This is a genomic window from Longimicrobium sp. (assembly GCF_036280135.1).
Taxonomy (GTDB): domain Bacteria; phylum Gemmatimonadota; class Gemmatimonadetes; order Longimicrobiales; family Longimicrobiaceae; genus Longimicrobium.
In genome coordinates this window covers 1-24,534 of record NZ_DASURI010000049.1, presented here as the reverse complement: position 1 = coordinate 24,534, position 24,534 = coordinate 1, and the positions used below count along the sequence as shown (strand labels likewise).

Sequence of the window (24,534 nt, the reverse complement as noted above, 5' to 3'; positions counted from 1 at the left end):
GGATGGCCCGCGAGGCTGTGCTCCGTGCGCTCCACGAGCTCCCAGTCCTGGTACGCCTGCCGCAGCTGGTCCACCTGCTGGTCCACGTAGCCGGACAGCGAGAGGGGCTCCGTCACCACCTCCGACAGCACGTTCAGGTTCTCGCGAAAGGTGTCCGCGTCGCCCGAGAGCGGCGACACCGCCATCCATCTCAGGGCCCCCATGTCCTGCCGTACCTCCCAGTCCGGCGGCGCCGAGACCCGGAACGCCAGGGCGTAGGCGTGGGGCACGAGCGCCGGCTCCTGGGCCGCGGCGGGCACGGCCGCGAGCGCGAGGACGAGGGAGATGGAAAGAACGCGCATGATGACGGAAGGGCTGAATGTGAGGCGCCGCCGCCCCGCGGGGGTGCGGAACGGCGGCGTCAGGGCGAACAAGGCATCGGGTGGATGCCCGAGGGCACCTACGGCAGCCGCAGGTTGCGCAGGAAGTCCACGAAGTTTACCCGGTTGGTCTCGAACGGGCCCGACAGGCCCACGTACGCCACGGCCAGGGGGCCGCGCGCCGTGCGGATGAACACCACCTCCTTGCTCAGGTCCGCGGCGTCGTCGCGGGCGCGGTACGCCGTGGCGCCGGCCAGGGGCGACTCGGCGAGCACGTTCTCGCGCGTCACGCCCACCTGCGCCAGCCAGAACTCCTCGAACGCCGCCGGGTCCTGCCCGGGCGCCGACACCAGCAGGATGGTGGCCTGCGACGCGCCCTCCTGGTTCTTGTTGTCGCCGAACAGCGTGGAGATGGAGGCGAGCTCCGTGGGGCCGCCGTTGACCTCCGCCCGCTGCAGCGAGCCGATCATCCAGTAGTACGGCACCTGCGCCGTCCACCCGCCGCTGTCCGACGACACGCGCAGCAGGGGCGGGGCGAACTCCAGGCGCATGCCGGCGGGCACGCCCGGCGCCGCGCCGATGGCGTCTTCCGGGCTCAGCGGCAGGCTGCGCGCGATGTCCGCCGCGCCATACACGCCCAGCGACGCGGCCAGCTCGAACAGCTGCGCCAGGTCCGCCGGGTCGAACTGGGGGTTCTGCCCCAGCTGCGCGAAAAAGTCCTGCCGGGCGGCGCTGCCGATGACGAAGTACAGCCGCTCGCGCGTGGCCAGCAGCTCGTCGTGGCTGGCGCCGCTGGCCGTCTTCATCCAGTTCACTAGGTCCTGGCGCTCACGCTGGATGGCGCTGCTGTCCAGGGACGCGCTGCTGATGAGGGGAAGCGGATCGAACGCCTGCTCCTGTGCGACGACGGGGCGGGCCACGGCCAGCAGGATGCCGGCAATGAGGAGACGACGAATCACGGGGACCTTCAGGCTGGTGGATCGGGGGATGCCGGTCCGCGCGGGAGTGAGGGTGCGCGGCCGATCGCACCAAAGCTCGCCGACGGCGTACGGATCGCGCAAGTCCTTCCCCCGCAATTTCATCCACCGCTCAGGATTCCGGCCAGGCGGTCCCCTTCGCCCGTGCACGCCACCCGCCGCGCCGTCACGTGCTCCGTGCCGTATCCGCCCCCGGCGCCGGAGTACGTGAACATGCGTCCCCTCAACCCGTCCGCCGTGGGCGCGAAGTCGATGTACGCGCCGTCGGGCGAGCCGCATTCACTCGGACCGGGTCCGCGAGGGCGCGGTGTCGCATGGGGCGGGGCAGCCGTGCGCCAGGGCGTCGGAGTACAGTACGGCAAAGCCCAGCGCGCCGTGCAGCCGGCGCATGGGCCGCCGGCTCCCCGGCCGGGCGCGCGCCCACTCGCGCGCGGACACGACGACGTCCTCGCGGCGCCCCTCCACGTCCACGACCAGCTTGAACGACTCGGGGCTGCGCGCGCCCGCCTCGCGGTACTCGCGGTAGTCCAGCGCGACCACCGTCACCGGGACCACGTCCTCGCGGCGCGCGCGCTCGTGGTTCAGCCGGCTCGCGGCGAACAGGGCCAGTGCCAGCACGCCCGCGAAGGCCAGGAACCCGGCGGACGACGCTTCGCGGGCGGCCGTCGCGCGCTCCTCCGGGCCCCGCAGGAGAAACAGGTTGCGCCGCGGATCGGCGAGCCGGCGCACCATCCGCCCCGCCCACCACGCCGGCAGCGAGGCGGCCGCGAGCACCATCAGCACGAAGCGCGTGCCGTACACCGTGTTCTCCATCCAGTCCAGCTCGAACAGCAGCGCGAGCACGCCGGGAAAGAACAGGCCCATCGAGACGAGGTTTACGATCAGCTTGCGCACACGCGCCGCGGGACGGAGAAGACCACGATCGGGATCCATGCATCTTCATCGATCCCATGCGGTTGTTCCTGACGCACCGCGCCGCGCGCCGGTTTCATCCGCCGCATCCGCATCGTCATCCGGTCGTCTACAGAAAGGATCGCACACGGGGCCTTCGGCCAACGGGATCAACGGTGACTGCTCGAAGAACAAACCGTTGACTCCGTTGGCCGCAGGCCCCGTGTGAGAATGCCGTTCAACCTGCCCGTGGCGGACCGGTGTCAGGCGGCGAGGGCCGGCGCGGACCCGGCCGTGACCTGGGCCGCGGCGTGCTGCATGACCGACGCGACCAGGCCGTAGGTTTCCTCCCAGGCGTCGTGCACGGCGGGGGTAAAGGCGTCGCCCAGGCCCTGCTCCAGCGTCCACAGCAGCGCCTGGCCCACCGTGTGGTAGTGCGCGTCCTGCACGCCGTAGCCCGCGTGGCGCCGGCCCAGTGTCTCCAGCGCGGGAACCAGCTGGTCCAGCCGGTCCAGGCTGCGCACGGCGATGGTGAGCGTCTGCATCAGCTTCTTCTTCTGCTCGCCCAGGTCCGTGGCGGGAAAGAGCGGGCGCAGCGCCGGGTCCAGCGTGAACAGGCGGTCGTAGAACAGCGTGGCGGCCACGTCGGCGATGGGCTCCACCTGCGTCCAGCTGTCCTGCACCAGCTGCTTGGTCTGCGCGTCCATGATCATCCTCTCCGGTTTATCCGTCAGCGCCGCGGTACGCGGTGCGATTGAGGAGGATGATACGCGTCGTCGCGAGGCGGGGCCTGGGTCGATTGACCCGGACGGCCGAAGATGCCGCTACGCGTCGTCCGCGAACCGGAACGGCGCGCCGCCCACCAGCTGGTCGCTCGTGACGGTGGGGCACCAGCGGCGCTCCACGTGCGCGACGGTCTGCGCCGTGCCCCAGGCGTGGCCGCGCGGGTCGCGGTGAAAGGAATCCGTCAGGTCGCGGATGAGCACGGGGCGCTTGCCCAGGTACACCAGCTGCCGGATGCCGTACGGCCGGCCCAAGACCGTCCGATTACAAGAACAGGCGGCGGATGAGGTACAGGGAGTGGAACCATACCTCGCGGGCCAGGAACGGCGCCTTGCTGCGCCAGGATCGATACCGCGTGGTGGGCGTGGGGGCGGGATGCGCGTCCAGGCCCAGGTCGCGCGCCATGGTGACGGCGCGGCGCATGTGCAGCGGATCGCTCACGATCAGCACGCGGGCGGGCGGCGTGGCGGCCAGCAGCGCCCGCGCCTCCACGAGGTTCTCGTAGGTGATGGTGGAGCGCGTCTCGATGGCGATGCGCTCGTCCGGGACGCCCGCGCGGAGTGCGTAGCGCCGCGCCGCCTCGGATTCGGCCAGGCGGTCGCCGGCGCCCACGCCGCCCGTGAAGACGATGCGCCGTACGCGGCCGCGGCGGTACAGGTCCACGGCGTGGTCGATGCGCGCCGCAAAGACGGGCGAAGGCACCGTGTCGCGCACGGCCGCGCCCAGCACGATGGCCACGTCCGCCGGCGCGGGATCGTGCCGCCGCCCGTACGCGTTGATCCGCCATGCCAGTCCCGCGCTCCACAGCACGGCGGCGGAGACCAGACCCAGCAACATCCGCGCGATGGTCTTCCGTGGGGTGCGTCGCTTCATGCCCGGAGTCGATGCCGGTTGCGGACGACGGATAGTCTGATCGGGCAAACGATGCGCCGCTCGGCCGGATCCAGAAAGCAGTTGTTTCCTGAGGGGCCCTCATGGAACTTGACCGCGCCGGATGCGTGCGGCCCCGAAGGATCTTCCCGACTCGGCTGGGACCCAGTCCAGCGGCGAAGTCCCTGCCCCGCGAAGGAGATCCTTCGGTCGCGCTCATAGTCTCGTGAACAGGCGAGTTCTGCGCAGCGCTCCCTCAGGAAATCAACTCCGACGTGCAGTGTTTTTGTGGATCGGGATAAGCGACGCAGGGCATTCGCTCCACCCTTCATCGTGAGGCGGCCTCCCGCTGGAGAACGTCGATCCGGACCAGCCTTATCAGGCCGGAAAGTTTTACGATGCTGCACAACTTTGGACGCGCATAAACCAGAATTGGGCAGTGACATCAATTCAAGATCTTCATAATAATTCTCCTTTTCCGGCACATAAACACATCACAACACACCACTTCTGCGTCTTCTGGCTGTGATGCCCTAGAGCGGCCTTTTACCTGCTCAACGAGGGGGCTCCCGAACAGTCGTGATCGTCCATCCACTCCCTCGACGCAGGAGTCCCATGCCCAGACCCCGCCTCACCCTGATCCTCGCCGCGGCACTGTTGCTCGCCGGCTGCGGCGACGAGATCACCCGGCCCGCCTCGCCCAGCGCCGCGACCGCCGACCAGCCGCTGCTGAGCGTCCTGCCGGACTCCAAGTCCGCGACGACGGCGCAGGGCGGCCCGTTCAACCTGCGCTCCGGGCCGGGCACGGGCTACAGCATCACCGGCAGCCGCGACGGAAACACGGCCGTGACCATCACCTGCACCTCGCGCGGCGAGAGCGTCAGCGGCTACTACGGCACCAGCCGCGTGTGGGACAAGCTGGCCAACGGAAGCTGGATCACCGACACCAACGTCTACACGGGCACGGACGGCCCGGCGGCGCGCCCCTGCATCCGCAACGACTATCCGTACGCCAGCTCCAGCACCAGCGGCGTGGATGCCTGGAACTTCTACAACCGCCAGTGCACCTCGTTCGCGGCGCACCGCATCAACTGGAACGGCACGCGCACGGGCAAGACGTTCACCAACTACTACCTGGGCGAGCACTTTGGCGACGCGCACCTGTGGGACGACGCGGCGCGCGCATCCGGGGTGGCCCTCTACGCCAAGCCCGCCGTGGGCCGCATCGCGCAGTGGAACCGAAACTCCGGCGGGGCGGGCGGCTACGGGCACGTGGGGTACGTGGCCGACGTCTACGCCGACGGCAGCTTTCTGCTGGAGGAGTACAACTGGGCGACGGCGTACGGGTACGGCACCCGCCGCATCTACCCCGGCAGCGGGTCCTGGCCCAGCAACTTCATCGACTTCTGAGTGCCAGGTGCCGAGTACCAAGTGCCAAGTGCCGAGTGCCAAGTGCCAAGTGCCAGGTGCCAGGTGCCAAGTGGCATGACCATCGGGCGCTGACGCTGCGCGCTGCTCGGCCAGTGTAGTGATATGACCGCACACGAGCCCGGCCGGCGATGACTCCGCCGGCCGGGCTCATGGCATCCGTCTTTCAACCTCCCCCAGGGGTTATTGGGGGAGGTGCGAGCCTGGGCGAGCGGAGGGGGCGCCCGCACGGGGCCGGCGGCAAGCTCGGGACCCGCCCGGCGTAGCCGATCGAAGGACGCTCAGCGACACCGTCCCTTCAACATCTCCCATCCGGCTCCGGGCCTACGACTCGGGCTGGTGCGGAAAGTCCTCGGGGCCCAGGATGCGGCGCACCTCCACCTCGCCGTTCCAGCCGGGCCAGTGCTCGCGGTGCATGTTCATCAGCCACACGGCGCCCTGCACCGCCTCTTCTTCCGTGGCCGCCTCCACGATGCCGAAGCCGCCCACGACCTCCTTGCCCTCCGCGTACGGCCCGTCCATCACCGAGACCGTGCCGTCTGCCAGGCGCACCACTGTGCTGCGGTGGATGGGCGCCAGGCCGCCCGTCTCCAGCAGCGTGCCCGCGGACTGCGCCTGGACCTGCGCCCGGCCCATGGCCTCCAGGAACCCCGGCGGGGGCGGGCCGCAGTCCTCGGGGCAGCGGACGAGGTTGATGAATCGCATCGGTGCTTCTCCACGTGTTTCGGGGTCCAGCGGGCGCGTCGTTCGGACCTGCGGACGCCCGCTCCATCCCTGCGACGAACGAGCCCCGCCGAAATCGACACGGCCGGCAGATGATATTTCGGAGTCGGACGTCCGGACCGTCCGCACCCGCGCCCTCACACGACGATGTCGTCGTACGAGCGCAGCGGGATAACGGTCTGCCGGTCCATCTCCAGCGTGCCGGCGGCGCCGCCCTTGGCCAGGTGATCGTTGTCGCGCAGCACGGGGAACTTGAGGCCCGTGCGCTTTTCCACGTTGCGGATGGTGGTCTGCACCTCCTTCACGTCCAGGAACGCCTCGAACCCGGGAAGCGAGGTGATGTCGTCCTGGCTCAGGATGAACGCCGTGGCCGAGAGCGTTCCGTCCTCGCGCACCAGCGCGCACACCTTCCAGAACTCCAGCGGAACGCGGACGGGCGCGTCCATGAACTCGTTCCGGTACTTGGGATCCCTGGCCGAGAACAGGGGGCCCGTGATCACGCTGATCCGCAGCTTGTCCTTCTTTGCCTTGCGCTCCAGCAGGAACTGCTCGATCCCCTGCCAGCGCGCCGTGGTCTGGTTAAAGCTGGACAGCTGCAGGCAGCAGTTGGTGAAGTGGAACGTGTCCGCCAGCGCCTTGAGCGCCTCCTCGCGCGTGCCCCACGCCACGTCCAGGTAGCGCGTGAGGTGCCCGCGATCCGTCTTCTTGGCCGCGTACAGGTCCTCGCCGCACTGAAAGACGGGCCGTTTGGGGTCGTCGATGCGCGGATCGATGTACCAGTCGTCGTCCTTGCGCTCGGGGAGCGGGGGCCGGCGCATGCCGTCCACGTTGGCCGCGCTGTACCAGGCGAACCGGCGTTTGGCGTTCATCACCAGCGAATAGTGATGGTAGGCCAGCACGTGCTCGTCGCCGTTCACCCGGTACTCCGGCGGCACCGTGACCGAGTCGGCCTTCATCTTTGCCGAAAGCACCGGCAGGGGCACGGCCACGTCCAGGAAGTCGGGATCGTACCCCTTACGCGCGGCCCAGTCCACGTCCACCACCAGCTTCTCAGTCCGCACGGGCCCGGCGCCGGCCCCGGACGGATCGGCGGGGCGCGGATCGGCCGGGCGCGGGTCCGCGGGTGCCGGGGCGCCGACGGACACGCCCGGCGACGCAACTTCTCCCAGCGACACGGTGATGGTGAGCGGCACCGTCACGGAAACGCTGCCCGCCGCGGGCACGGCGATCCCGCCCGTGATCCCGCCCGGACCGGCGGCCGGTGCCGGCGCGGACGACGGCCCGGCGCTGCCGCGCGCGAGCTCCACCGGGTTGGGCGCCGCGTCACCCAGCGCCACGTCCAGCGCGTCGCGGGCCGCCGGCCCCAGGGGCGCCGCGTTCAGCGCGGCCACCAGCGCCGAGGTGCGGGCGCCCTCGTTGGCGATCCACTTGATGAGGGCCGGGTCGTCGCGGTCCTCGTCCCACGGGTTGCCGTCCACCTTGCAGATGCGGTCGCCGTCCATCAGCGGGACGCCGGAATGGTGCAGGGCGATGATCTCCCACTGGTCGTTGAAGCAGGGCGAGCCTGAAGACCCGGGCTCCGTATCCGTGGTGTAGTACAGGAAGTCCGGCTTGCCCGTGGGGATGTCGATCACCTCGTTGTTGCGCAGGGCGATCTGCTTGAGCCCGCCGCGGGGATGCTGGATGATGTTGATGGGATCGCCCTTTTCCGCCTTGCCCAGCGTGGGGATGAGCTTCATCCACGGGTAGCGCGAAAGGGGCTGTCCGCGGCCCGACGTCTCCGCCACGCCCACGACGGTAAAGTCCAGCGTGGGATCGGTGACGAAGAACAGCCCGGGATCCAGGCGAAACGCGTGCACGGGCAGCAGGTCGCCCGAGACGTTCTCCTGGTAGTCGAACTGCGCCTCGGCCAGCAGGGCATCGTCGGGGGAGCGCAGGACGTGGTTGTTGGTCATCAGCAGCCGCGGGCCCACCAGCACGCCGCTCCCCGCCGCGGACCCGATGCGGATGCGGCAGATGGCCCGCGCCACGGCCACGGCCAGCTCCAGGTAGTTGATGTCGCGCAGGTCGCTGGAGCCGATGATGCGCTCCTGCGCGAGCATGGCCAGCGTCTCGGACGAGCTGCGCCGCGCGCCGTTGGACTCCGCCTCCGTGACCACGGCCCGCGCCCGCTCGTGCGTGAGCGATGTCTTGAGGTACGTCTTGCGGTTGTCGGCCGGCGCCTCGGCCGCCTCCGTGAACGCAAAGGTCTCCGGCAGCGCGCGGTCCTTGTACCGCAGTGCGGCCGTGCGCGCCTGCTGCAGGTCCAGCATCCGGTCGCCGGGATACGCGGTTTTCATGGCGTGCGTGGGGAAGAAGGAGGGGGTGCCGGGGTCCGCGGCGTGCGCGGCGACGGGCGGAGCGGACGTGCGGAGGGCGCGGGATGCGCGTCGGCAGGCGGACGGCACCGCGCACGATGCGCCACAAGGTATGCGGATTCCGCGCACGTCACAAGCAGAATCCGGGGCGGGCGGAGACCGCTCCGCCCGCCCCGGAATTGCGCGGCACCATCGGCTCCAGGATGCTGTTGTTCCGAGTCCTTCACCGGCTGCGCCGACCTGTGGGATGAAAGCCGCTGTTCAACCTCCCCCAGCAGTTTTGGGGGAGGTGGGCGAGCTCCGCGAGCCCGGAGGGGGCGCTCGCGCGGAGGCCGCTGCACGCCCAGAGCGAACCCTGAGTTTTATTCAGCGAGCGAGGGACCACGAAGGTCCGGGGCGAACTGCGCGAGCAGGTGCCTCACGTTCTCCGGCGTGATCATTCGCCCCACGAGCCGGAACGGGACGCGCTCGCCGTGGATCAGGGCCAGCGTGGGCACGGTCTTGATGCGCCGCCGGTCCGCCTCCGCGCGGCCGCCGTCGTCTTCGATGTCCCAGCGCTCCAGCGGCAGCCCCACCGCGGACGCGATCTGCTCCACGACGGGCGACTTCTCGTGGCAGACGCCGCACCACGGCGCGTGAAAGTAGGCGAGGTGCATCAGCTTCGGCGCGGGCTCAGGGCAGCGAGGAGACGAAACGGCGGATGACGCGCCGCGACGCTTTCAGGATCCGCTAGGAAAACGTAGTGCCCGGCGTCGGGAAACTCGACTACGCGGTTCCGCGGATGGCTGCCGAACCGGGCCCGCTGCGCCGCCGTCCCTTGGCACGGAAAGGACGGCGTCGAGCGCGGGCTTGGGGCTTCCATCCCGCTCCCACAGCAGCGGATAGTTGGTTCGCCCGGGGACGGGATAGTCGTTCTTCCACGACATCCCGTCGTGCACGCCCCACAACGTCACCCGGTCGATCGTTTCGCGCCGGCCGTGGAAGATGCGGAACAGCTCCGCATAGCGATCAGCCAGCTGGCGCTGCACGTCCGCCGGCAGGCCGTCGCGGTACGGGTCCAGGTACGCCTTCCACTCCTCCAGTTGGAACTGCGGATGGCTCATCCCCGTGCCGATGATCTGCCCCTCGCGGGTCAGCGGCAGCACGTCCACGTCCAGCTCCGTGATCATCACCTTCACGCCTAGCGACGCGAACGAGTCGATGGCGGCCTCGATGTGCTCCGTCCGCGGATAGTGGAGGCCCCAGTGCCCCTGCATCCCCACCCCGTCGATGCGGATGCCCTCGCGCCGCAGCATCCGGATCATCCGCATGATGCCGTCGCGCTTGGCCGGGCGCCACGCGTTGAAGTCGTTGTAGTACAGCTCCGCGTCCGGCGCGTACCGGCCGGCAAAGCGGAACGCCTGCCGCACCAGCTCGTCGCCGTCGCCGCCCATGGCGTTCACCCACGTCGTGGGCCGGTACGAACCGTCCTCGGCGATCACCTCGTTGACCACGTCCCACGCGTGGATGCGCCCCGCCACGGCCTGGATGTGGGCGCGCAGCCGCTCCGTCTGCGCCTCGCGCGTGTTCGGGTTCCCGTGCGCGTCCGTAAAGAACCAAGCCGGCGTCTGGTTGTGCCAGACGAGCGTGTGGCCCACGATGAACATGCCGTGCCGCTCGCCGAACTCCACGAACGCGTCCGCCGGACCCCAGTTGAACTCGCCCGGCCGCGGATTGACGACCTCCGCCTTGAGCACGTTCTCCGCCGTGATGGTGTTGAAGTGGCGGAGGGCGATCGCCTGCCCGATGGAGTCGCGGCCCGAGACGATGGCCTCGTTGACGGCCGTGCCCATCCGCCAGGCATCCGCGTACGCGTCCCGCAGCGTCGCCTCGGCCGATGCGGTCGGCGCGCGGCCCGCGTGCGCGCATCCGCCCAGGACGAACGCCACGCTTACCGTGCGAAGGACGCGCTTGATCAGCGGGACGCGCGGGGTGGATGGACGAACGCGCACAGGCGGCTCCCGGGCTGAGATGAAACGACGCGCGTCCGCCGCGGCAGCCAGGGCGGCAGCACGACGGACGCAGTCATCTTATCTCTTTGCCGCCTCCGCTGCGAGAGGCCGGTGCCGTCCCGCGCGCATCCCCTCGAATCTCCGCCCGTGCTGTCGTTCCGAGCGAGGAAGGCGCCGGCGCGGACCATCCCCCCGCGCGGAGCCATGGGCGCCTTCCGGCCGAAGAATCTGGTCGCGCCGCGCACAGACCCCGCCCGTCCCGGACTCAGCGCGCGGGCGGGACCACACATTCCGGCAACCCGATTCTTCGGCCGGCCGGCGCCCGATGCATCATGGCAGGGGCCAGTTCTCAGCCGGCGCCGGCCGACCTCAGAGTGACAGCAATGGGGGAGGAACGACTCCGGAACCACTCGAAGACCGCGTCAGGGAGCCGGGTCGCCGGGCGTGGCGAGCTCCGCCTCCCACAGGCCCTCGTAGCGCAGCACGCGGCCGAACGCGTCCGTGTCCAGCCGCGCCGTGAACGGCTCGCCGTCGCCCTCGATGTGCGCGCGGTAGCGGTACGCCCGCTCCGCCTCGCGCGTGTAGATCTGCTCCAGCGCCTCCAGCCGAAGCTCGGGAAAGCGCAGCCACGCGCTGCGCACGGGCGCGGACGCGCCGACGGCCAGCGCCAGGCGGCGGATGGGCAGCGTGTTGGTGGCCGGCGTAAAGCCCAGGTCCACGTCCATGGCGCCGGCGAGCTCGGGGAGCGGATGCCCGTCCCGCGTCCACTGCCCCGCCCCGTCCGCCGCGAGCTCGAAGCGCACGGGGCGGCCGTCCATCTCACCCTCGATCCGCGCGGCGCGGGTGCGCCAGGCATCGTCGCAGTCGATCCGGTAGCGGAGCCGCGCGGGGACGCCGTCCTCCTCCACGTCCAGCTGCCCCGTGAGGCGCCAGCCGCCGGCGGTCTGCTCCACGCGCGCGTCTTCGCGGCCCGGCACGTCCAGGCGACGCCAGCGTACGCGCGATTCCGACGGAAACGGGACCAGCGACATGGAGCCTCCTCTGCCAGGACCTGCGGTTGCACGCGATCGTGTCCACCGCGGCGCGTCCGTTCATCCCCCGCGCGCCGGCGGGTGGATTTCAGAATGCCCGCGTGGCGCCGGAAGTTCCCGGGGCCGCCTCGCGCGTCAGCGGGCCACGAGGTAGACGAGCACCTCGCTGTCCGGCGGGATCTCGCCATCGTACGTCACGGCAAAGTCCCAGGCGCCCAGCTCGGTCCTTCGCAGCTGCCAGGCGCTCCGGGGCTTCTGCCCCTCCTGGCGCACGACGACAAGGGGCATGAGTCCCTCCGGCACCGGATCCACGTACAGGCGCAGGTCCAGCTGATCGCCCACGCGCGTCATCTCGCGCAGGTCCCGCAGCCAAAAGCGGATCGCCGGGCGCGACGCCAGGGTGTGCCGGGCGGGATCCACCGTGTACCGCCGGCTGCACAGCGGCTCGCCCGTGCAAAAGGTCACCGGCTGGCGCACCGGGTCGCCCAGTTCCCCCAGCAGGAACACGGCGAGCAGGGCGTCGGGCCGGTCCGTCCCGCAGCCGGCGTCGCGCGGCGCCCGCGGGGGCGGCTGGCGCCGCACCTCGGTGATGTCGAAGCCGTGGCGCGACTGGACGTCTCCCTTTACCACGTACAGCGTGCCCGAGTCCTGGGCCGTGAACGCGTTCCAGGCCGAAACAGCGCAGCCCGGGTCCAGCACGGCCGCGTCGCCAAGGCGGCGCAGGTCCCGCACGGTGGCCCGCAGCGTGTCCGCCTGGAACGCGTCCCGCATCCGCACCACCGCGGTGACCTGGATGGAATCTCCCGGCCGGTACCACCGTGGCGCCTCCCGCTCCCACGGCCGTGGCCCGGAGCGGGCGACGTACCGCGGACGGACGTCGCAGTGGACCCGGGCGGCGGCACCCGGCGCGGCGTCCAGCACGCAGCGGCTCGTCCATCCCGGGTAGGTGCCGCCTCCGTAGCCCGGAGGCCAGTCCGCCAGGTAGTCCCCCGCGGGATACAGGACCACGCGGTTGCCCTCCGTGCGGTGCAGGCGGGGCACGAACAGACGCAGCACGCCCGGCGCGCGCTCGCAGCCCGGCCCGGCGATCCGCCCCGCGTCCGCCCCGTCGATCATCGTTCGGCCCAGCCCCTGAAAGGCGCCCCGCAACGCCCGGGCCGCGCGCCCATGGTCCTCTTCGTCCCCGCCGTTCACCAGGCAATACGGCTGCTCCAGCCAGGGGGCCAGCACGCGCATGTACACCAGCCGGCGAAAGACCGCCGCGTAAACGCTGTCGCGCTGCTCCGCCGCGAGGGGCGCCGCGACCGCCGGCAGCGTGTGCCACCGGCCGACGAGCGAGTCCGCGCCGAACGCGTGGGGGCGGTACGTCCAGCGCAGCTCCGAAGGGAGCGTGTCCACGCGCGCGTCGGTCTCCACGTGCAGGATGAACCCGCTGCGGACCGCGCGCCCGCCCCGCGTCGCGGGCTGGAACCGCCACCGGCGAAGGCCTTCCAGGGTGGTCCGGTACGCCACCGAGTCCATGCCGCCGCTGATGCTCCACGCACGCGTAAAGCGCGGGTCCACCGTCCCGTCCTCGTTGACCATGACGGTGTACTGCCCGCCGAGGGAGACGGCGAGGGAGGGCTGCGGAAGGGTGGAGTCCGACAGGAGCATGGCGCGGCGGTCCACCGCGCACGGCGCGTAGCCCCAGTCCCCGGGGCTGCTTCCGCCCGGAATGCCGGTCCAGACGGCGCACCTTCCCTGCGGCGTCTGGATCGAGTCGAACGGGCTGGGCTCCTGCGCGTGGAGCGGCGCCGTCCCGGGCAGGAGAACGGCGAGCGCGAGGACGTGGACGAGGGATCGGGGCATGGAGCGCTGGCGGTGGAGGGCTGGGAACCCGATGCCCTGACAGCGGATTCGAGACGGGATTACAGCTGTTTCCCACCCGTGCTGTCATTCTGAGCGAGGAAGGCGCCCTGCTCGGTCCATTCCTTCGCGCGGAGTCATGGGCGCCTTCCGACCGAAGAATCGGGTTGCAACCGGCACGATCCCGCCCGCGCGCCCGCCCCGAGAGCAACTCAGCGCGCGGGCGAGATCCCGCACTCCGGCGACCCGATTCTTCGGGCGGCGCCATCCAGCACGCGGATGGATCCAGACGGCGCCTTCCTCAGAATGACAGCAGGGGTGAGAAACGACGCTGGACCCACTCGAAAACCGCCCTGAGAACGCGCCAGGCGAGGCGAGCGGGACGCGCGGCGTTTACGGCGGGGCAATGGGGGACGGCGATGCGGATCTCGCGCGGCTTGCCCGCGTGGTTGATGAACCGCGCCGCGCCGCCCACGCGGAGCGCCTCCTCACCCTCCCGTGTCCCATGAACGGCGGCGTGGCATCCGAAGGTACCGGGTGCCCTGCGCTCCCGCCGCGCTACACGTGCTGGTCTACCAGGACGGGGTTTCCATCTGGATCGATGGCCATGAGGTACGCGGGCCCCGTCGTGCTCTCGTCCGCCTCGGTGACGAGCTCCACGCCCTGTGCCTTGAGCTGTCGCTGCAGCTCGCGGACGTCCGTAAAGTCGTCCACGGGTCGCGCGTCGGAATCCCAGCCGGGATTGAAGGTGAGCATGTTCTTGTCGAACATCCCCTGGAACAGGCCGATGACGTGGCCCCCGTTCTTGAGGATCAGCCAGTTCTGCGCGGGATCGCCGGCAAACGCCGTGAACCCGAACTTCTCGTAGAAGGCCCGCGACGCGGCGAGGTCCTTTACGGCCAGGCTGACGGAAAACGCGCCGAGCTGCATGGTCGCTCCTTTTCGAGCGGGGGGGAACCGGAAGAACGGGAGAGATCCGGCCGAACCGGGCAGCCAGGACCGTCACCCCGGTGGGAAAACTGCTGCACGCGCCAATATCGCCGCCGTGCACACCTTTGTCACGGCGGATGATGCGGGTCAGCCACGCGCGGCGATCCGGGGGCGTGGCGTGCCCCCGGATCTGCCACCGCGCCGGCGGGGCATCACAGCGCGGACGCGGTGATGGGGATGGCGATGCGGATCTCGTGCGGCTCGCCCACGTGGTTGATGAAGCGCGCCTCGCGGACGACGCGGAGCGCCTCCTCGTCCACCCCGTGCCCCAGCCCCTCCACGAGCACGGCCTCGCCCACGGTGCCGTCGGGGAGCACGGTGAGCTGCACGCGCACGCGGCCGTCCACGCGCGCCGCCCGCGCCGCCGCCGGCACGACGATGCGCGCGGCGAGCGCGTCCAGCCCGTCCACGAGCTCCACGGCCGGCCCTTCGCGGGGCTCCGGCTCCGGCCGCGGCGCGAGCGACACCTCCGCCGTGCCGTTCTTCTCCCGCAGGAACGCGCGGATCTCGTCCAGCGTGCGCGCGCCCGCGCGGCGCCGCTCCGCGTCCGTGACGGCGAGCGTGTCCATGGGCTCCAGGTACCACCTGCCGCCCACGTCGGTGAACTGCGTGCCGTAGCGCTGCGGCTGGCCCTGGCTCAGCAGCCAGCGGTCCAGCGTGGCCGCGGACAGCCAGCGCGCGGGCGCGCTGCCCATGCGCTCCGCCGTGCTGGCGAGCTCGTGTGCGCGGTGATAGTCGGCGGGCGTGTCGCCGTGCTGCAGCACCATGGCCGCGTGGTAGTGGTCCGCGGCCGTGCGGACGGTTCCAGCGGACAGCATCTCGCGCACCTGCCGGCGGCGGTCCGCGTCGCGCGCGTCCGTCTCGGCCGTCCACGCGACGACGCCGCGCCGGTCGGCCTGGTCCTGCGCGTAGAGGGTGGCGAGCGTGGGATTGTCCTGCAGGGTGGGCCGCAGCGCGCACGCGCCCAGCGCGGCGCACAGAAACACGACGGCCGCGCACGCGCGGCCGTTGAAGCGGGACAGTTGCATGGGAGCGAGACGAATCGGGGTGGCTGCGGCACCAGGGCGCCGGGGGGATCACGCCCTGGGATGCCGATCCGTCCGTCAGCGTTGCCGGCCGAAGGCCCGACGGGGCGGTTAACGGATGATCGTGAGTTCCTGACCGACCAACGCCGTGCTGTTGATCCAGCCTTCGCCGACTCGCGTCCGAACGCGATACCACGGCGCATCGTGGTGCACTCGCACTTCCATGACAGTAAACTCGCCGCGGGGTTTCAAATAGCGGATCGCTTCAATGGCTTTTACCGGATCAACAGGCTCAACCTCGGGAAGCAGGGGTGTCTCGCGGGACACGGCATACGTGGTCCGAATCTCCAACGCAAGCGGCGCCGCAAACCGTTTTCTTCCAGCGCTTTGGGCACCAATGGGAGATAACAGCAAGACGTCCCGTTCAATAACCCGCAAATCTCCAGTCTGCTCGACCACGCTCCCGGTGAGATTCGCGTTCCACTCTTCAAACGGGGGATTCTGGTTTACAGGCACCACGAACCGGATCTCGATGCTGTCGGAGATCCGGGAGACGGTGAAGGGCTCCCCCGCCGCAGCCAACATCCGCTGTCTCTGCTCGACTTCATCCTTCCAACGATTGTGATCCAGACGAATGTTACGGCTCCGCCGCCACGCGCCAATCGTACTCAACTCAGAGAAATACTCCACTGGATATCGCTCCGGATTACCTCGTTCCTCATAGACGCGGGAGACGCTCACCATGAGCGCCGCCTCATCTCCAAGGTCAGAGATCAGCCGCAACTCAAGCGAATCACCATGGAAATTGGCCGCGACATCAAAGGTGTCTGTGACGATGCTTCTCCCCGCTCGCCTGTAAGGGCGAACCGGCTCGTCAGACCGAAGCTCGTTCGTGGCTATGGTCTCGGCTCGCGATTCGGGTTCGTTCATGCACGCGCCCAAAACGGCAAAAGTCAGCAGATTGAGAACGTTCAAATACCTGATCATCATCCCCTCATTCCTTATTATCGATGGAACACCAGGGCTAGAGCCCGGTCGGCAACTCCAGCTCGTCCTTCATCAGCACGTCCGTGCTTACGTCGAAACGCCTTGCCACCTTCAGCACCAGCGCGGCCGTCGGCACCTTCTTCCCACTCTCCAACTCGCTGATGTAGGCGTGCGTGGCGTACCCGAGCTCCGCCGCCAGCTGCTGCAGCGTCAGCCCGTGCGCCGTGCGCAAGCCGTGCAGCTTCTCTCCGAAGCGTTGCATCAGCAGACCGCCGCTGGAAGGTTGACGCGAGGAGCACCCAGCATTAGCATTGTCTCCAATAGAGACAGGACACACCCGACCACGTCTCTATTGGAGACAGGCAAGGCAGGCTGGATGACGGGAGACCAGTGCAGGCACGGCGAGTCCGGGAGCAGTTGCAAGGGTCGGTGGGATCAGGGGGATGGTGCCGGCCACGAGCAGCCATTCTACACGCTCGCGCCAGCGCTGTCGAATATCCACACGTTCACGCGGTGAGGAACCCGATGCGAATCCACGATCCGGGCATCTCGCCCGCGCGCATGCTGGAGATGCTGGCCGACCGCTTTGGAGCGTTCGAGGCGATCGCGCACGCCTCCATCAAGCTCGCGCGGCACGTGCCCGAGCCGGAGCTGTCGATGGACATGCTGGTGGCGGAGGCCGTGCTGGAGTTCGGCGACGGCCTGCGCACGGCGGTAAAATCCGCGGGCGAGTGGAATCGCGAGGACGCGGCCTGACGAAGCGCGTGGCCGAGAATCAACTCACCGACGCGCGCCCAGCCCGCGCCCCCCGGGCCGCGCGAGCTGCGCCATGAACGTTGCCGTGGTCTCCCATGATTCCGGCATCGCCGCGGCCACGGCTCATCATGCCTTCCGCGCCGAGGCGTCGGCCGCGGCGCGGTCCGCCGTGACGAGCGCCACGATGTCCGCCACCACGTCCGCGAGCTTGCGCGCCGACAGGCTGCGCGTGTACGCCGGGGCTTCCGGGCGCTTGCGGGCATGGTACAGCGCGACGATCTCGGCCTTTTTCCAGTCCTTCTTGAGGGTGAGGGGCGTGATCGTTTCCTGCTCCGGGTAGAACGCGAACCCTTCCACCCGCGCGTCGATCACCGGCCGCGGATCCCCGGTCAGCCCGAGGGAAGGCAGACGCGCCTCGCAGTCAGCCGCCGTGCGCAGGACGATGAGCTCGGTTCCCGTGTCCAGCAGGATCGGGAACTTGGGTTTCCGAAAGAAGTAGTTGATCCGCGTTTCCATACGGTCGGTCAGAATGGAGGAGCCTCACACACTCGTGGGCTGGTGAATATGGGTACTGGCCGCGATGGATCAGCGGGCCGGGCCCGTCTCGACCACGTAGGCCTGCAGCTCGGCTAGCTTGCTGTCGCGAAAGCGCCAGACGTCGCAGTACGCGTGATGGGTCGGGTTCCCGTCCGCGTCCTTCAGCGTGATCTCCCCGATCGCCGCGAGGGAGTCACCTTCCGCGATCATGCAATGCACCGTGAACACGGGCGGCTCCGTGTACACCTCCGCCATGTACCGGCGCACGGCGTCCTTTCCCTCGAGCGTCCGGTCCCCGACGAACGTCCATCTCGTCTCCTCGGTGCAACAGGCCAGAAAGCCTTCGTAGTCGCCCCGGGTGATGGCCTCGTTCGCCTTGCTCAGCACCGCCTTGTTCGTATCCGACATCCGGGATCTTCCTGTTTGGTCGCGGCGTTCCCTGTCGCCAGGGCCGTTCGTGACGATCATCCGCGCCCTGGCACAATGCCGGTGCGGCCGTCCCAGGCCCCGTGCTCCGACAGCGGGTGAAAACGGAGGGTGGTGAACTGGTGGTGAAAGTCCCTGCGCTTTCGCTCCTCCATGGCCGCGGCGTGGCGATGGGCGCCCGCGACGGAACCCCGGCCCCGGACCATGTCCGTCATCTCCCGCAGCGAGCGCCACACCGAGAACGTGCCGACGGTGCGCGGCGGCCGCATGGCGGCGAGCGCCAGCGTCGTGGCGGAGTGATCGCGCACGAGCTCCTCGACCGGTCTGCCCCACCGGATAAAGCGGGGGACCTCGGGAAGCTTGAGCCGGGCCAGCGTCACGGCGACCACCGGCGCGTCGGCGTCCTCGTGCCCCACGTTCGCCGGCAGGTCGTCGAAGCCGGAAACGCGGCCCCATCGCCGCAGGAACTCCATCCGTACGTGCCAGCCGGCGGCGAGGGCGCGGCCCAAGGGATCATCCACCAGGAACCGGTCGATCGCGTGCTCGTCGTCCCACGCCGCGAAGACGGCGAGGTTCCGCGCCTGGAAGCGCGCGGACGACACGAGGGGCGAGCCCAGGGCCATCACCGCCATGCACTCCACCCGGCGCAGCCCGGTCACACGGCGCGTGACCGGCGGCCTAAGCAGCGCGGCGGCCGTGGTCGCGAGGGTCGTCCTCGCCAGGTGAAAGCTGAAGATCGGCAGGTCGGGCCTCCATCAGGCACGTGGGATGGGCAGCACCTCGCGGGATGAATGTGCTCGCGGCCGCTCCCGGGCGAAAGCGGGGAGGCAGACGTTCCGCGTGTCCAGGAGGGCTAGGGCGGGAGCCGTGGCGGCGAACCGTCCCCGCAGGATCGAGCCTGGGCCCTTCCACCCGCCTTCATCGGCCGCAACGGCTCGTCAGCCCGCGGGTGCACTGTGGCCGTCCTGGGTCCTGGCGAACGCCGCCGCGTGGTCGGCGGCCCACGTCTCGAACGTTCGCGCGGGGACGCCGAGGATCTCCTCGACCGCCGAGGTGACGAACGCCGGGCGCCCCAGCGCGGCCTGCCACGCCGCAAGCAGCATCTCCACGACGGCGCCCGGCCACGCGCCCGCCGTGTCCCGCCGGAACTCGTCGGGCGACAGCTCCTCGTAGCGCAGCTGCCGTCCGATGGCCCGGCCGATGGCGTGCACCTGCGCGGCCTGGCTGAGCGATTCAGGGCCCGTGAGGACGTAGTCGCCCCGCGCATGCCGCGCGTCGGCCAGGACGCGCGCCGCCACCGCCGCCAGGTCGCGCGCGTCGATGGGTGCCGTCTCGGCGGCCGCGTAGGGCCAGCGAACGACGTCACCGTTGCGGAGCTGTGGAGCCCACCAGTGGAGCGCGTTCGCGGCGAACATCCCCGGCCGGAGCACCGCCACGTTGAGCCCGGAGGCGGCGAGCAGGCGCTCGAGCTCGGCGTGCAGGTCCCGCATGGGGTTGGGCTGCTGAAAGAACGGGTGCGGCGTCCGGAACGGCGCGGAGAGATAGACGACGCGCCGCGGCCGCGACGGCGGGTGCGCCGCGATCCGGGCGACGACGTCCGGGGCCGTGGTGGGCGCCGCGGTCCACACCAGGAACACGGCGGCCACCCCGTCGAGCGCCGCGTCCAGCGACTCGGGAACCGCGAAGTCTCCCGCCACGACCTCGACCCCGGCGGGGAACGCCGCCTGCTCCGGCCGCCGCGTCAGCGCGCGCACGGGCGCGCCGGCGCGCAGGAGCTCGTCGACCACCAGGCGCCCCACCCCGCCCGTGGCGCCCGTCACGAGAATCGCGCGCTCGCCGGATCCTGTCATCGGCGGCACGAGCGCGGCAGGCCGGACGTGGCCGTCCGCGGAGAGGCATGGTGAGCCAGTGGCATGCAGAGCCTGTTGCGTGGCATGCGGTTCCGGTGCGGGCTGATGGTGCGAACGTCAGGGGTGCCGGGAATTCGGCTGTCCGATCAGGGACACGCCCCGACCGCCGGGGCAACGCTGAAACGGCGGGGCGAGCGCGGCAAGCCGCTGTCAGGCAGCAGTCCAGTTCCCCAGGAAGTCGCCCATGGTGAGCTGCACGCCCTCGTTGCGCAGGATGCCATAGGCGGTGGTCACGTGATAGAAGAAGTGCGGAAGGGCGAGCGCGAGCAGGAACTGGCGGCCGTCGCCGGACGCGGAACCACGGCGATGCTCGATCACGACGGTGCGGCCAAGGCCCGCATCGAGGTCGGCTGCCGCAACCTTACGGAACTCGGCGATCGCGGAGTCGAGGCGCTGGTGCAGATCCGAAAAGCTCCGCGCTTCACTGGTGTCCGGGACCGCATGCGCGCCCAGCACGTTCGCGATCGCCAGTCGGGCTCCCTCGGCGGCCCAGTGAACGTGCGCGGCAAGGGTGTACATATGCAGGTCGTACGGCGCGCCACTCGCGCCATCCCCGTCCCGCCCGAGCCGCGCGTCGAGCAGCGTGGCCGCGTCCCTGCCGCTGGCGGCGGCCTGCGCTTCGGCCTTCGCCAGCTGCGCCTTCAAGTTCGTCAGTCCGCGGATGAACACCCCCGCAGATACGTCGTAGGCATTCAGAGACACGCGCCACCTTGTTCCGCGAGAGAGTCAGCGTTCATCCAGGCCGTTGCGAACGATCGGCGACTTGATACCCGGATCCGGAAAAGCAGTTGTCTTCCTGAGGGGCCCTTACGAGCCCGACCGCGCCGGATGCGTGCGGCCCCGAAGGATCTTCTCGCCCTGGCAGGGACCGAGTCCAGCGGCAAAGTCCCTGCCCCGCGAAGGAGATCCTTTGGTCGCGCCCGCAGTCGTGAACGGGCGAGTTCCCCGCGGGCGCTCCCTCAGGAAGTCAATGCGGATGTGCAGTGTTTCTGCGGATTCTGGCGCGTGTCCGCGCTTCGCTGCCTGCGCGCACGTGTTAGCCGCGTGCGCGCCGGTAGTGCATGGCGACCGCGCCGTTGCTTAGCGGCGTCGCCGAAACCAGCTCGAGCCGTCGCGTCGCGGGCAGCCCTCCCTGGTACAGGGTCGGGCCGTGACCGGCGATCCGTGGATGGACGAGGAACTTGTACTCGTCGATCAGGTCCAGCCGGTCCAGCTCGGTCGCGAGCGCGCCGCTCCCGACGAGCACCCCGGAAGGGGTTGCGTCCTTGAGCTGCTGCACGCTCGTGCGCAGGTCACCGGAGATGTGGTGGCTGTTGTTCCACGGGAAGTCCGTTCGCGTCGACGACACCACGTACTTCGGCTTGGTTTCCAGCTTGACCGCCCACTCGCGGATTGCCGGCGGCGCATCCTCCTCGCCGCGAGCGACCGCCGGCCAGTAGCTCTCCATCATCTCGTAGGTGACGCGGCCCCACAGCATCGCCCCTGCCTCGTCCAGCATGCGGGTGAAGAACGCGTGTGTCTCGTCGTCGGCGATCCCCTCCTGGTGATCGACGCAGCCGTCCAGCGTGACGTTGATGCTGAAGGTCAAGAGTCCCATGGCGACGAGTATTCTCCGAGTTGGGTTACCGATGGATTGGCACTGATCGACGGCTACGTCGCAGCGGCGAACGGCGCAAAGGATCAGGCGTGCGGAGCGGGCGCAAGACTTTCGCGGGCCCGAACGCATGCAAGACCCCGCATCCGCTGCAGTCCATCGTTACGACAACGACTGTCTGTGGCCTATGTTTACGTGGTGCTCGATCACGTCTCCGGATGTTCGTCGAGAATCATCCTTAGAGCTGGCATCGTGTAGCGCTCCACCGGATCCGAGCCATCACCTCGATCCCATTCACCTGCATCGAAGGCTTCGTAGATCGCGAAAGCAGGCTCGGGCAGCTCGAACCCATCTCCATGGGCAACGGCATCGTCCATCATGATCGCACAGAGGGTATTCGCGATGCCGTCCGCGTCTTCGAACGTCATTTCGCCCGCCATGAAACGGTTTGCCACAGCGAGCGAGAGTGCGTTCAGCAACTCGACTACGGACAGGCTGTGAGCATCCGCGAAGCCGTGGACCCACTCTCTGCCGGAAAGCTGATAACCTGAACGGAGGTCGGCAAATACGGACTCGAGATCGGGGGTTTCTCGATTCCTCATTTCACTGTTCATTACGGAGAAACCAGTGCCTAACGACAACAAGGGTCACGGGTGCGGGGCCGCCACGCAAGACGACCGCCGGGCGCCTACATCTCGAGGTTCTCGAGCAACGGCTTCCACCGCGCCTCACCCGGAAAGATCCCGCGGTACGTGGTGACCCGCCTGTCCGCCCTCTCCGTCCCGGGCGGCGTCATTCGGAAATGGAAAGCTTTCAAAGCCAGTCGATGCGCAGATGGCATCGCACGCCGGCGGGCCGCAGACGCCGCACCGCATCGTACGCCACCTGTGCGTCGTCCGACGGCACCTCGACCGGCAGCGCCTTGAGCATGCGCAGGCGCTCGGCGGAGCCCGCGGACACGAGCGTGCCCAGCTCGCGCACCACGTCCATCCGCGCGGCGGCGGGGACATCCTCGATCACGAACGCGGCCTCGCCCCGGCCGATCGACAGCAGGTCCGCGAACACACCGCGCAGCAGGCCGGCCAGGTCGGGCCAGACGGCGCCGTCGATCTCCACGCCGGCATCGTGGTCCCACGTGGTGAACCACAGGCCATCCTCCGGCTCGCGCGCGCACAGCCAGAACGTGCCGCGCCCGTCGTCCCCGCACACCACCCAGTCCGGGTGAAAGGGCGCCGCCTCGCTCCGTTCCAGCGCCAGCCGCTGCGGATAAAGGGAGCCGATTGGCAGGTCCGCGCCGTCGCACGTGGCGTAGAGCGCGCGCAACGGTGGCGACAGCGCGTCCGACACGCTCCCGGACTGCGCGGCCACAGTCGGCGGCCGGTTCAGCGCATCGCCGATCTCCTCGGCAACCTGCCGCCAATCCATACTCCCCCTTGGAATCGAGGTCACCGGCTCAACCCACGCGGACTCCGGATTCAACAACCGGTCCTGTGCCGGCCTCGCCCGCAGCGTCCACGAGCGCGTCAGGCAGATTGGGCCCAGCGATAGGCGACGAGCGCGTTGGCATGGCCGTGTCCAAGGCCGTGATCGGTCTTCAGGCGTGCGACCTGTTCCATGTGCTGCAGGCCGCCCAGCCCGTCGATGATCGCGAACCAGTGCTCGACCGGCTTCCCGTATTTCGCTTCGATGGCGGGAAAGTAGGATGCCGGTCCCTTCACCCGCGCTGCGTTCTCCTTCGACTTCCCGTCCGCCATCCGTCCCCCGCTGCTGAAGTGCGAACGCCTGACGCCGCGCGCGTCAGGCGTGCCGGTGCGCGATCCGGTTCGAGCGCGCCGCTACGCGAGCTGTTTCCAGCGCCCCTCGGAGATCACCTCGACGGCGCCATCGACCACCTTGATCGCCGTCTGGTCGTCGATCGCGTACGCCGGCGCCGCGATGTCGGCGGCCCAGCGCTCCGCGTGGGCCAGCGTGTTGCCGGGCATCATCTCGTGCTCCAGGTGCGGAAAGATCGAAAAGTCGACGATGCCCAGCGTCCGGTCGTCCGGCGCGCCCTGCCACTCCACGAAGTACGCGCCGATGCGCGGCGTCATCACCATGCTGCCGGCGCTCACGCCCACCCAGACGGTTTCGGACAGCGACGGCAGCAGGTCCGCCAGCCCGGATTCCCGCATCCAGTGGTGCAGGTACGTGGCATCGCCGCCGTCCACGAGCAGCACGTCGGCCTCCCGCACCCAGGGAACCCAGCGCGCCTCGCCGATAGTGGGGAGCGCGGTGAGCTCCAGGAGTCCCACCGACTTCCAGCCCAGGCCCACCATGTGGTTCCACGGCGCCCCGCCCACGACAAAGCCGCGCGCCGTGGCCGGTCCGCACATGGGGTGACCCCATTGCGCCGTGGGGATGCACAGCGCGGTGCACGCGGCGATCGGCTTGCCCAGCATGTCCACGAGCGCGTCGCGGATGCTGTCGTTCGTGACGCCCCCCGACGTAAGCAGCAGCTTCATCACTCCTTACCCTAATTCACGGGAGCATTGAGCACTCCCCTCCCGAGCAACCGTGCAGGGCGACTCAGTTCACCTTGCGGGCGGTGGCGATCAAGCCCTCGGCATCCCGGATCTGAAGGTCTCCGCGCGCATCCAGCAAATAGTAATCTCCAGTTTGACGACCTACCTCCTCAAACCTGCGGCCGGCCGAGGACGCGCGCTCACGCAGCTGGGAGTTCCCGCTGCTCCCGTCTAGATACTTCTGCTCCAAAAACAATTTTCCTTTAGACTGGTATATCGTTAACCGGCTGGCCATGAATGGCCGATCGTCAAGCCAAGTACCGACCACATCTCGGTCAGCCAGGGGGCGTTCAGAAGTGAGGGCAAGTTCTTGGTCCTGCGTCGTGCCCAAGATAGCTACCTCCAGATCCGGGTCGAAATGACTCGTCGCCCAGCCGCCCGCTCCGACTTCCATCCCCGGGAGGTAGTAAACAATGAAGGTTCGTTCGAAAGTTCGTCCGTCGCGACCCTGTAGATCATGGGCGATGGTCGTGAGGACGTCCTCCGAAACCTT

At 69.4% G+C, this 24,534-nt stretch carries 28 protein-coding genes and 1 pseudogene; 2 read left to right on the top strand and 27 right to left on the bottom strand.

The window, feature by feature from the left end:
* The 6 genes from VFZ20_RS01735 to VFZ20_RS01710 form a co-directional block, all read right to left on the bottom strand.
* Positions 1–341 (bottom strand): hypothetical protein (locus VFZ20_RS01735; RefSeq protein WP_329682089.1); only part of this gene is annotated, 341 nt, incomplete at its 3' end.
* 98 nt (positions 342–439) lie between these two features.
* Complete coding sequence (locus VFZ20_RS01730; RefSeq protein ID WP_329682088.1) at positions 440–1,318, bottom strand: hypothetical protein; 879 nt, start codon at positions 1,316–1,318, stop codon at positions 440–442.
* 297 nt (positions 1,319–1,615) lie between these two features.
* A complete protein-coding gene (locus VFZ20_RS01725) occupies positions 1,616–2,230 on the bottom strand; it encodes a hypothetical protein (RefSeq protein WP_329682087.1) in 615 nt (204 codons plus the stop codon).
* Positions 2,231–2,490: 260 nt separating this feature from the next.
* Complete coding sequence (locus tag VFZ20_RS01720) at positions 2,491–2,934, bottom strand: globin family protein (protein ID WP_329682086.1); 444 nt, start codon at positions 2,932–2,934, stop codon at positions 2,491–2,493.
* Positions 2,935–3,051: 117 nt separating this feature from the next.
* Positions 3,052–3,264: a hypothetical protein gene (locus VFZ20_RS01715; protein WP_329682085.1), complete on the bottom strand. Its 213-nt coding sequence runs from the start codon at positions 3,262–3,264 to the stop codon at positions 3,052–3,054.
* A 10-nt stretch (positions 3,265–3,274) separates the two neighbouring features.
* The gene (locus VFZ20_RS01710) at positions 3,275–3,883 is read right to left on the bottom strand and encodes a YdcF family protein (protein WP_329682084.1); all 609 of its coding nucleotides are present in this window, start codon (positions 3,881–3,883) and stop codon (positions 3,275–3,277) included.
* A gap of 612 nt (positions 3,884–4,495) precedes the next feature.
* On the opposite strand from VFZ20_RS01710, the gene VFZ20_RS01705 reads away from it, so the two are divergent.
* Positions 4,496–5,290 carry a CHAP domain-containing protein gene (locus tag VFZ20_RS01705; RefSeq protein WP_329682083.1) on the top strand — a complete coding sequence of 265 codons (795 nt, stop codon included), beginning with the start codon at positions 4,496–4,498 and terminating at the stop codon, positions 5,288–5,290.
* Between the two features lie 342 nt (positions 5,291–5,632).
* Here VFZ20_RS01705 and VFZ20_RS01700 read toward each other — a convergent pair whose 3' ends face one another.
* The 10 genes and pseudogenes from VFZ20_RS01700 to VFZ20_RS01655 form a co-directional block, all read right to left on the bottom strand.
* Positions 5,633–6,013 carry a YciI family protein gene (locus tag VFZ20_RS01700; protein WP_329682082.1) on the bottom strand — a complete coding sequence of 127 codons (381 nt, stop codon included), beginning with the start codon at positions 6,011–6,013 and terminating at the stop codon, positions 5,633–5,635.
* Positions 6,014–6,168: 155 nt separating this feature from the next.
* Positions 6,169–8,370, bottom strand: a complete 2,202-nt coding sequence (locus VFZ20_RS01695) for a DNA/RNA non-specific endonuclease (protein ID WP_329682081.1) — start codon at positions 8,368–8,370, stop codon at positions 6,169–6,171.
* Between the two features lie 380 nt (positions 8,371–8,750).
* Complete coding sequence (locus VFZ20_RS01690; protein WP_329682080.1) at positions 8,751–9,044, bottom strand: thioredoxin family protein; 294 nt, start codon at positions 9,042–9,044, stop codon at positions 8,751–8,753.
* Between the two features lie 147 nt (positions 9,045–9,191).
* A pseudogene (locus VFZ20_RS01685) lies at positions 9,192–10,379 on the bottom strand (endo-1,4-beta-xylanase); the annotation flags it as partial.
* A 422-nt stretch (positions 10,380–10,801) separates the two neighbouring features.
* Positions 10,802–11,410 carry a putative glycolipid-binding domain-containing protein gene (locus tag VFZ20_RS01680; protein WP_329682078.1) on the bottom strand — a complete coding sequence of 203 codons (609 nt, stop codon included), beginning with the start codon at positions 11,408–11,410 and terminating at the stop codon, positions 10,802–10,804.
* A 135-nt stretch (positions 11,411–11,545) separates the two neighbouring features.
* Positions 11,546–13,258, bottom strand: coding sequence for a hypothetical protein (locus VFZ20_RS01675; protein WP_329682077.1), 1,713 nt, complete (start codon positions 13,256–13,258; stop codon positions 11,546–11,548).
* 555 nt (positions 13,259–13,813) lie between these two features.
* Entirely contained in the window at positions 13,814–14,185 is a 372-nt protein-coding gene (locus VFZ20_RS01670; RefSeq protein ID WP_329682076.1) for a VOC family protein, read from the bottom strand.
* Between the two features lie 212 nt (positions 14,186–14,397).
* Positions 14,398–15,273, bottom strand: a complete 876-nt coding sequence (locus VFZ20_RS01665) for a TonB family protein (RefSeq protein WP_329682075.1) — start codon at positions 15,271–15,273, stop codon at positions 14,398–14,400.
* A 108-nt stretch (positions 15,274–15,381) separates the two neighbouring features.
* Entirely contained in the window at positions 15,382–16,260 is an 879-nt protein-coding gene (locus VFZ20_RS01660) for a hypothetical protein (RefSeq protein ID WP_329682074.1), read from the bottom strand.
* 34 nt (positions 16,261–16,294) lie between these two features.
* Entirely contained in the window at positions 16,295–16,519 is a 225-nt protein-coding gene (locus tag VFZ20_RS01655) for a helix-turn-helix transcriptional regulator (RefSeq protein WP_329682073.1), read from the bottom strand.
* 263 nt (positions 16,520–16,782) lie between these two features.
* Between VFZ20_RS01655 and VFZ20_RS01650 the strand changes: the two genes are divergently transcribed.
* Positions 16,783–17,013: a hypothetical protein gene (locus VFZ20_RS01650; protein WP_329682072.1), complete on the top strand. Its 231-nt coding sequence runs from the start codon at positions 16,783–16,785 to the stop codon at positions 17,011–17,013.
* A gap of 126 nt (positions 17,014–17,139) precedes the next feature.
* Here VFZ20_RS01650 and VFZ20_RS01645 read toward each other — a convergent pair whose 3' ends face one another.
* The 11 genes from VFZ20_RS01645 to VFZ20_RS01595 all read right to left on the bottom strand — a co-directional run.
* Complete coding sequence (locus VFZ20_RS01645; protein WP_329682071.1) at positions 17,140–17,529, bottom strand: hypothetical protein; 390 nt, start codon at positions 17,527–17,529, stop codon at positions 17,140–17,142.
* Between the two features lie 69 nt (positions 17,530–17,598).
* Positions 17,599–17,958, bottom strand: coding sequence for a nuclear transport factor 2 family protein (locus VFZ20_RS01640; protein ID WP_329682070.1), 360 nt, complete (start codon positions 17,956–17,958; stop codon positions 17,599–17,601).
* Between the two features lie 56 nt (positions 17,959–18,014).
* Entirely contained in the window at positions 18,015–18,719 is a 705-nt protein-coding gene (locus VFZ20_RS01635; RefSeq protein ID WP_349264050.1) for a hypothetical protein, read from the bottom strand.
* Positions 18,720–18,914: 195 nt separating this feature from the next.
* Positions 18,915–19,826, bottom strand: a complete 912-nt coding sequence (locus tag VFZ20_RS01630) for an NAD(P)H-binding protein (RefSeq protein ID WP_329682068.1) — start codon at positions 19,824–19,826, stop codon at positions 18,915–18,917.
* A gap of 210 nt (positions 19,827–20,036) precedes the next feature.
* Positions 20,037–20,588, bottom strand: coding sequence for a DUF1993 family protein (locus tag VFZ20_RS01625; RefSeq protein WP_329682067.1), 552 nt, complete (start codon positions 20,586–20,588; stop codon positions 20,037–20,039).
* Between the two features lie 334 nt (positions 20,589–20,922).
* Positions 20,923–21,483, bottom strand: a complete 561-nt coding sequence (locus VFZ20_RS01620) for a dihydrofolate reductase family protein (protein WP_349264049.1) — start codon at positions 21,481–21,483, stop codon at positions 20,923–20,925.
* Positions 21,484–21,686: 203 nt separating this feature from the next.
* Positions 21,687–22,094 carry a hypothetical protein gene (locus VFZ20_RS01615; protein WP_329682065.1) on the bottom strand — a complete coding sequence of 136 codons (408 nt, stop codon included), beginning with the start codon at positions 22,092–22,094 and terminating at the stop codon, positions 21,687–21,689.
* Between the two features lie 199 nt (positions 22,095–22,293).
* On the bottom strand, positions 22,294–22,905 hold the full coding sequence (locus VFZ20_RS01610) for a hypothetical protein (RefSeq protein WP_329682064.1): 612 nt from the start codon (positions 22,903–22,905) through the stop codon (positions 22,294–22,296).
* 98 nt (positions 22,906–23,003) lie between these two features.
* Positions 23,004–23,234, bottom strand: a complete 231-nt coding sequence (locus tag VFZ20_RS01605) for a DUF4287 domain-containing protein (protein WP_329682063.1) — start codon at positions 23,232–23,234, stop codon at positions 23,004–23,006.
* Between the two features lie 81 nt (positions 23,235–23,315).
* On the bottom strand, positions 23,316–23,981 hold the full coding sequence (locus tag VFZ20_RS01600) for a Type 1 glutamine amidotransferase-like domain-containing protein (protein WP_329682062.1): 666 nt from the start codon (positions 23,979–23,981) through the stop codon (positions 23,316–23,318).
* Positions 23,982–24,045: 64 nt separating this feature from the next.
* A partial coding sequence (locus VFZ20_RS01595; RefSeq protein ID WP_329682061.1) for a hypothetical protein occupies positions 24,046–24,534 on the bottom strand: 489 nt, incomplete at its 5' end.

Excerpts from the sequence above, each read along its gene's own strand:
- VFZ20_RS01655 (WP_329682073.1), bottom strand. The coding sequence starts at position 16,519 with ATGCAACGCTTCGGAGAGAAGCTGCACGGCTTGCGCACGGCGCACGGG.
- VFZ20_RS01660 (WP_329682074.1), bottom strand. The coding sequence starts at position 16,260 with ATGATGATCAGGTATTTGAACGTTCTCAATCTGCTGACTTTTGCCGTT.
- VFZ20_RS01610 (WP_329682064.1), bottom strand. The coding sequence starts at position 22,905 with ATGGATTGGCGGCAGGTTGCCGAGGAGATCGGCGATGCGCTGAACCGG.
- VFZ20_RS01645 (WP_329682071.1), bottom strand. The coding sequence starts at position 17,529 with ATGGAAACGCGGATCAACTACTTCTTTCGGAAACCCAAGTTCCCGATC.
- VFZ20_RS01695 (WP_329682081.1), bottom strand. The coding sequence starts at position 8,370 with ATGAAAACCGCGTATCCCGGCGACCGGATGCTGGACCTGCAGCAGGCG.
- VFZ20_RS01665 (WP_329682075.1), bottom strand. The coding sequence starts at position 15,273 with ATGCAACTGTCCCGCTTCAACGGCCGCGCGTGCGCGGCCGTCGTGTTT.
- VFZ20_RS01680 (WP_329682078.1), bottom strand. The coding sequence starts at position 11,410 with ATGTCGCTGGTCCCGTTTCCGTCGGAATCGCGCGTACGCTGGCGTCGC.
- VFZ20_RS01670 (WP_329682076.1), bottom strand. The coding sequence starts at position 14,185 with ATGCAGCTCGGCGCGTTTTCCGTCAGCCTGGCCGTAAAGGACCTCGCC.
- VFZ20_RS01675 (WP_329682077.1), bottom strand. The coding sequence starts at position 13,258 with ATGCCCCGATCCCTCGTCCACGTCCTCGCGCTCGCCGTTCTCCTGCCC.
- VFZ20_RS01605 (WP_329682063.1), bottom strand. The coding sequence starts at position 23,234 with ATGGCGGACGGGAAGTCGAAGGAGAACGCAGCGCGGGTGAAGGGACCG.
- VFZ20_RS01615 (WP_329682065.1), bottom strand. The coding sequence starts at position 22,094 with ATGAACAGTGAAATGAGGAATCGAGAAACCCCCGATCTCGAGTCCGTA.
- VFZ20_RS01710 (WP_329682084.1), bottom strand. The coding sequence starts at position 3,883 with ATGAAGCGACGCACCCCACGGAAGACCATCGCGCGGATGTTGCTGGGT.
- VFZ20_RS01700 (WP_329682082.1), bottom strand. The coding sequence starts at position 6,013 with ATGCGATTCATCAACCTCGTCCGCTGCCCCGAGGACTGCGGCCCGCCC.
- VFZ20_RS01600 (WP_329682062.1), bottom strand. The coding sequence starts at position 23,981 with ATGAAGCTGCTGCTTACGTCGGGGGGCGTCACGAACGACAGCATCCGC.
- VFZ20_RS01650 (WP_329682072.1), top strand. The coding sequence starts at position 16,783 with ATGCGAATCCACGATCCGGGCATCTCGCCCGCGCGCATGCTGGAGATG.
- VFZ20_RS01620 (WP_349264049.1), bottom strand. The coding sequence starts at position 21,483 with ATGGGACTCTTGACCTTCAGCATCAACGTCACGCTGGACGGCTGCGTC.
- VFZ20_RS01705 (WP_329682083.1), top strand. The coding sequence starts at position 4,496 with ATGCCCAGACCCCGCCTCACCCTGATCCTCGCCGCGGCACTGTTGCTC.
- VFZ20_RS01640 (WP_329682070.1), bottom strand. The coding sequence starts at position 17,958 with ATGTCGGATACGAACAAGGCGGTGCTGAGCAAGGCGAACGAGGCCATC.
- VFZ20_RS01630 (WP_329682068.1), bottom strand. The coding sequence starts at position 19,826 with ATGACAGGATCCGGCGAGCGCGCGATTCTCGTGACGGGCGCCACGGGC.
- VFZ20_RS01690 (WP_329682080.1), bottom strand. The coding sequence starts at position 9,044 with ATGCACCTCGCCTACTTTCACGCGCCGTGGTGCGGCGTCTGCCACGAG.
- VFZ20_RS01720 (WP_329682086.1), bottom strand. The coding sequence starts at position 2,934 with ATGGACGCGCAGACCAAGCAGCTGGTGCAGGACAGCTGGACGCAGGTG.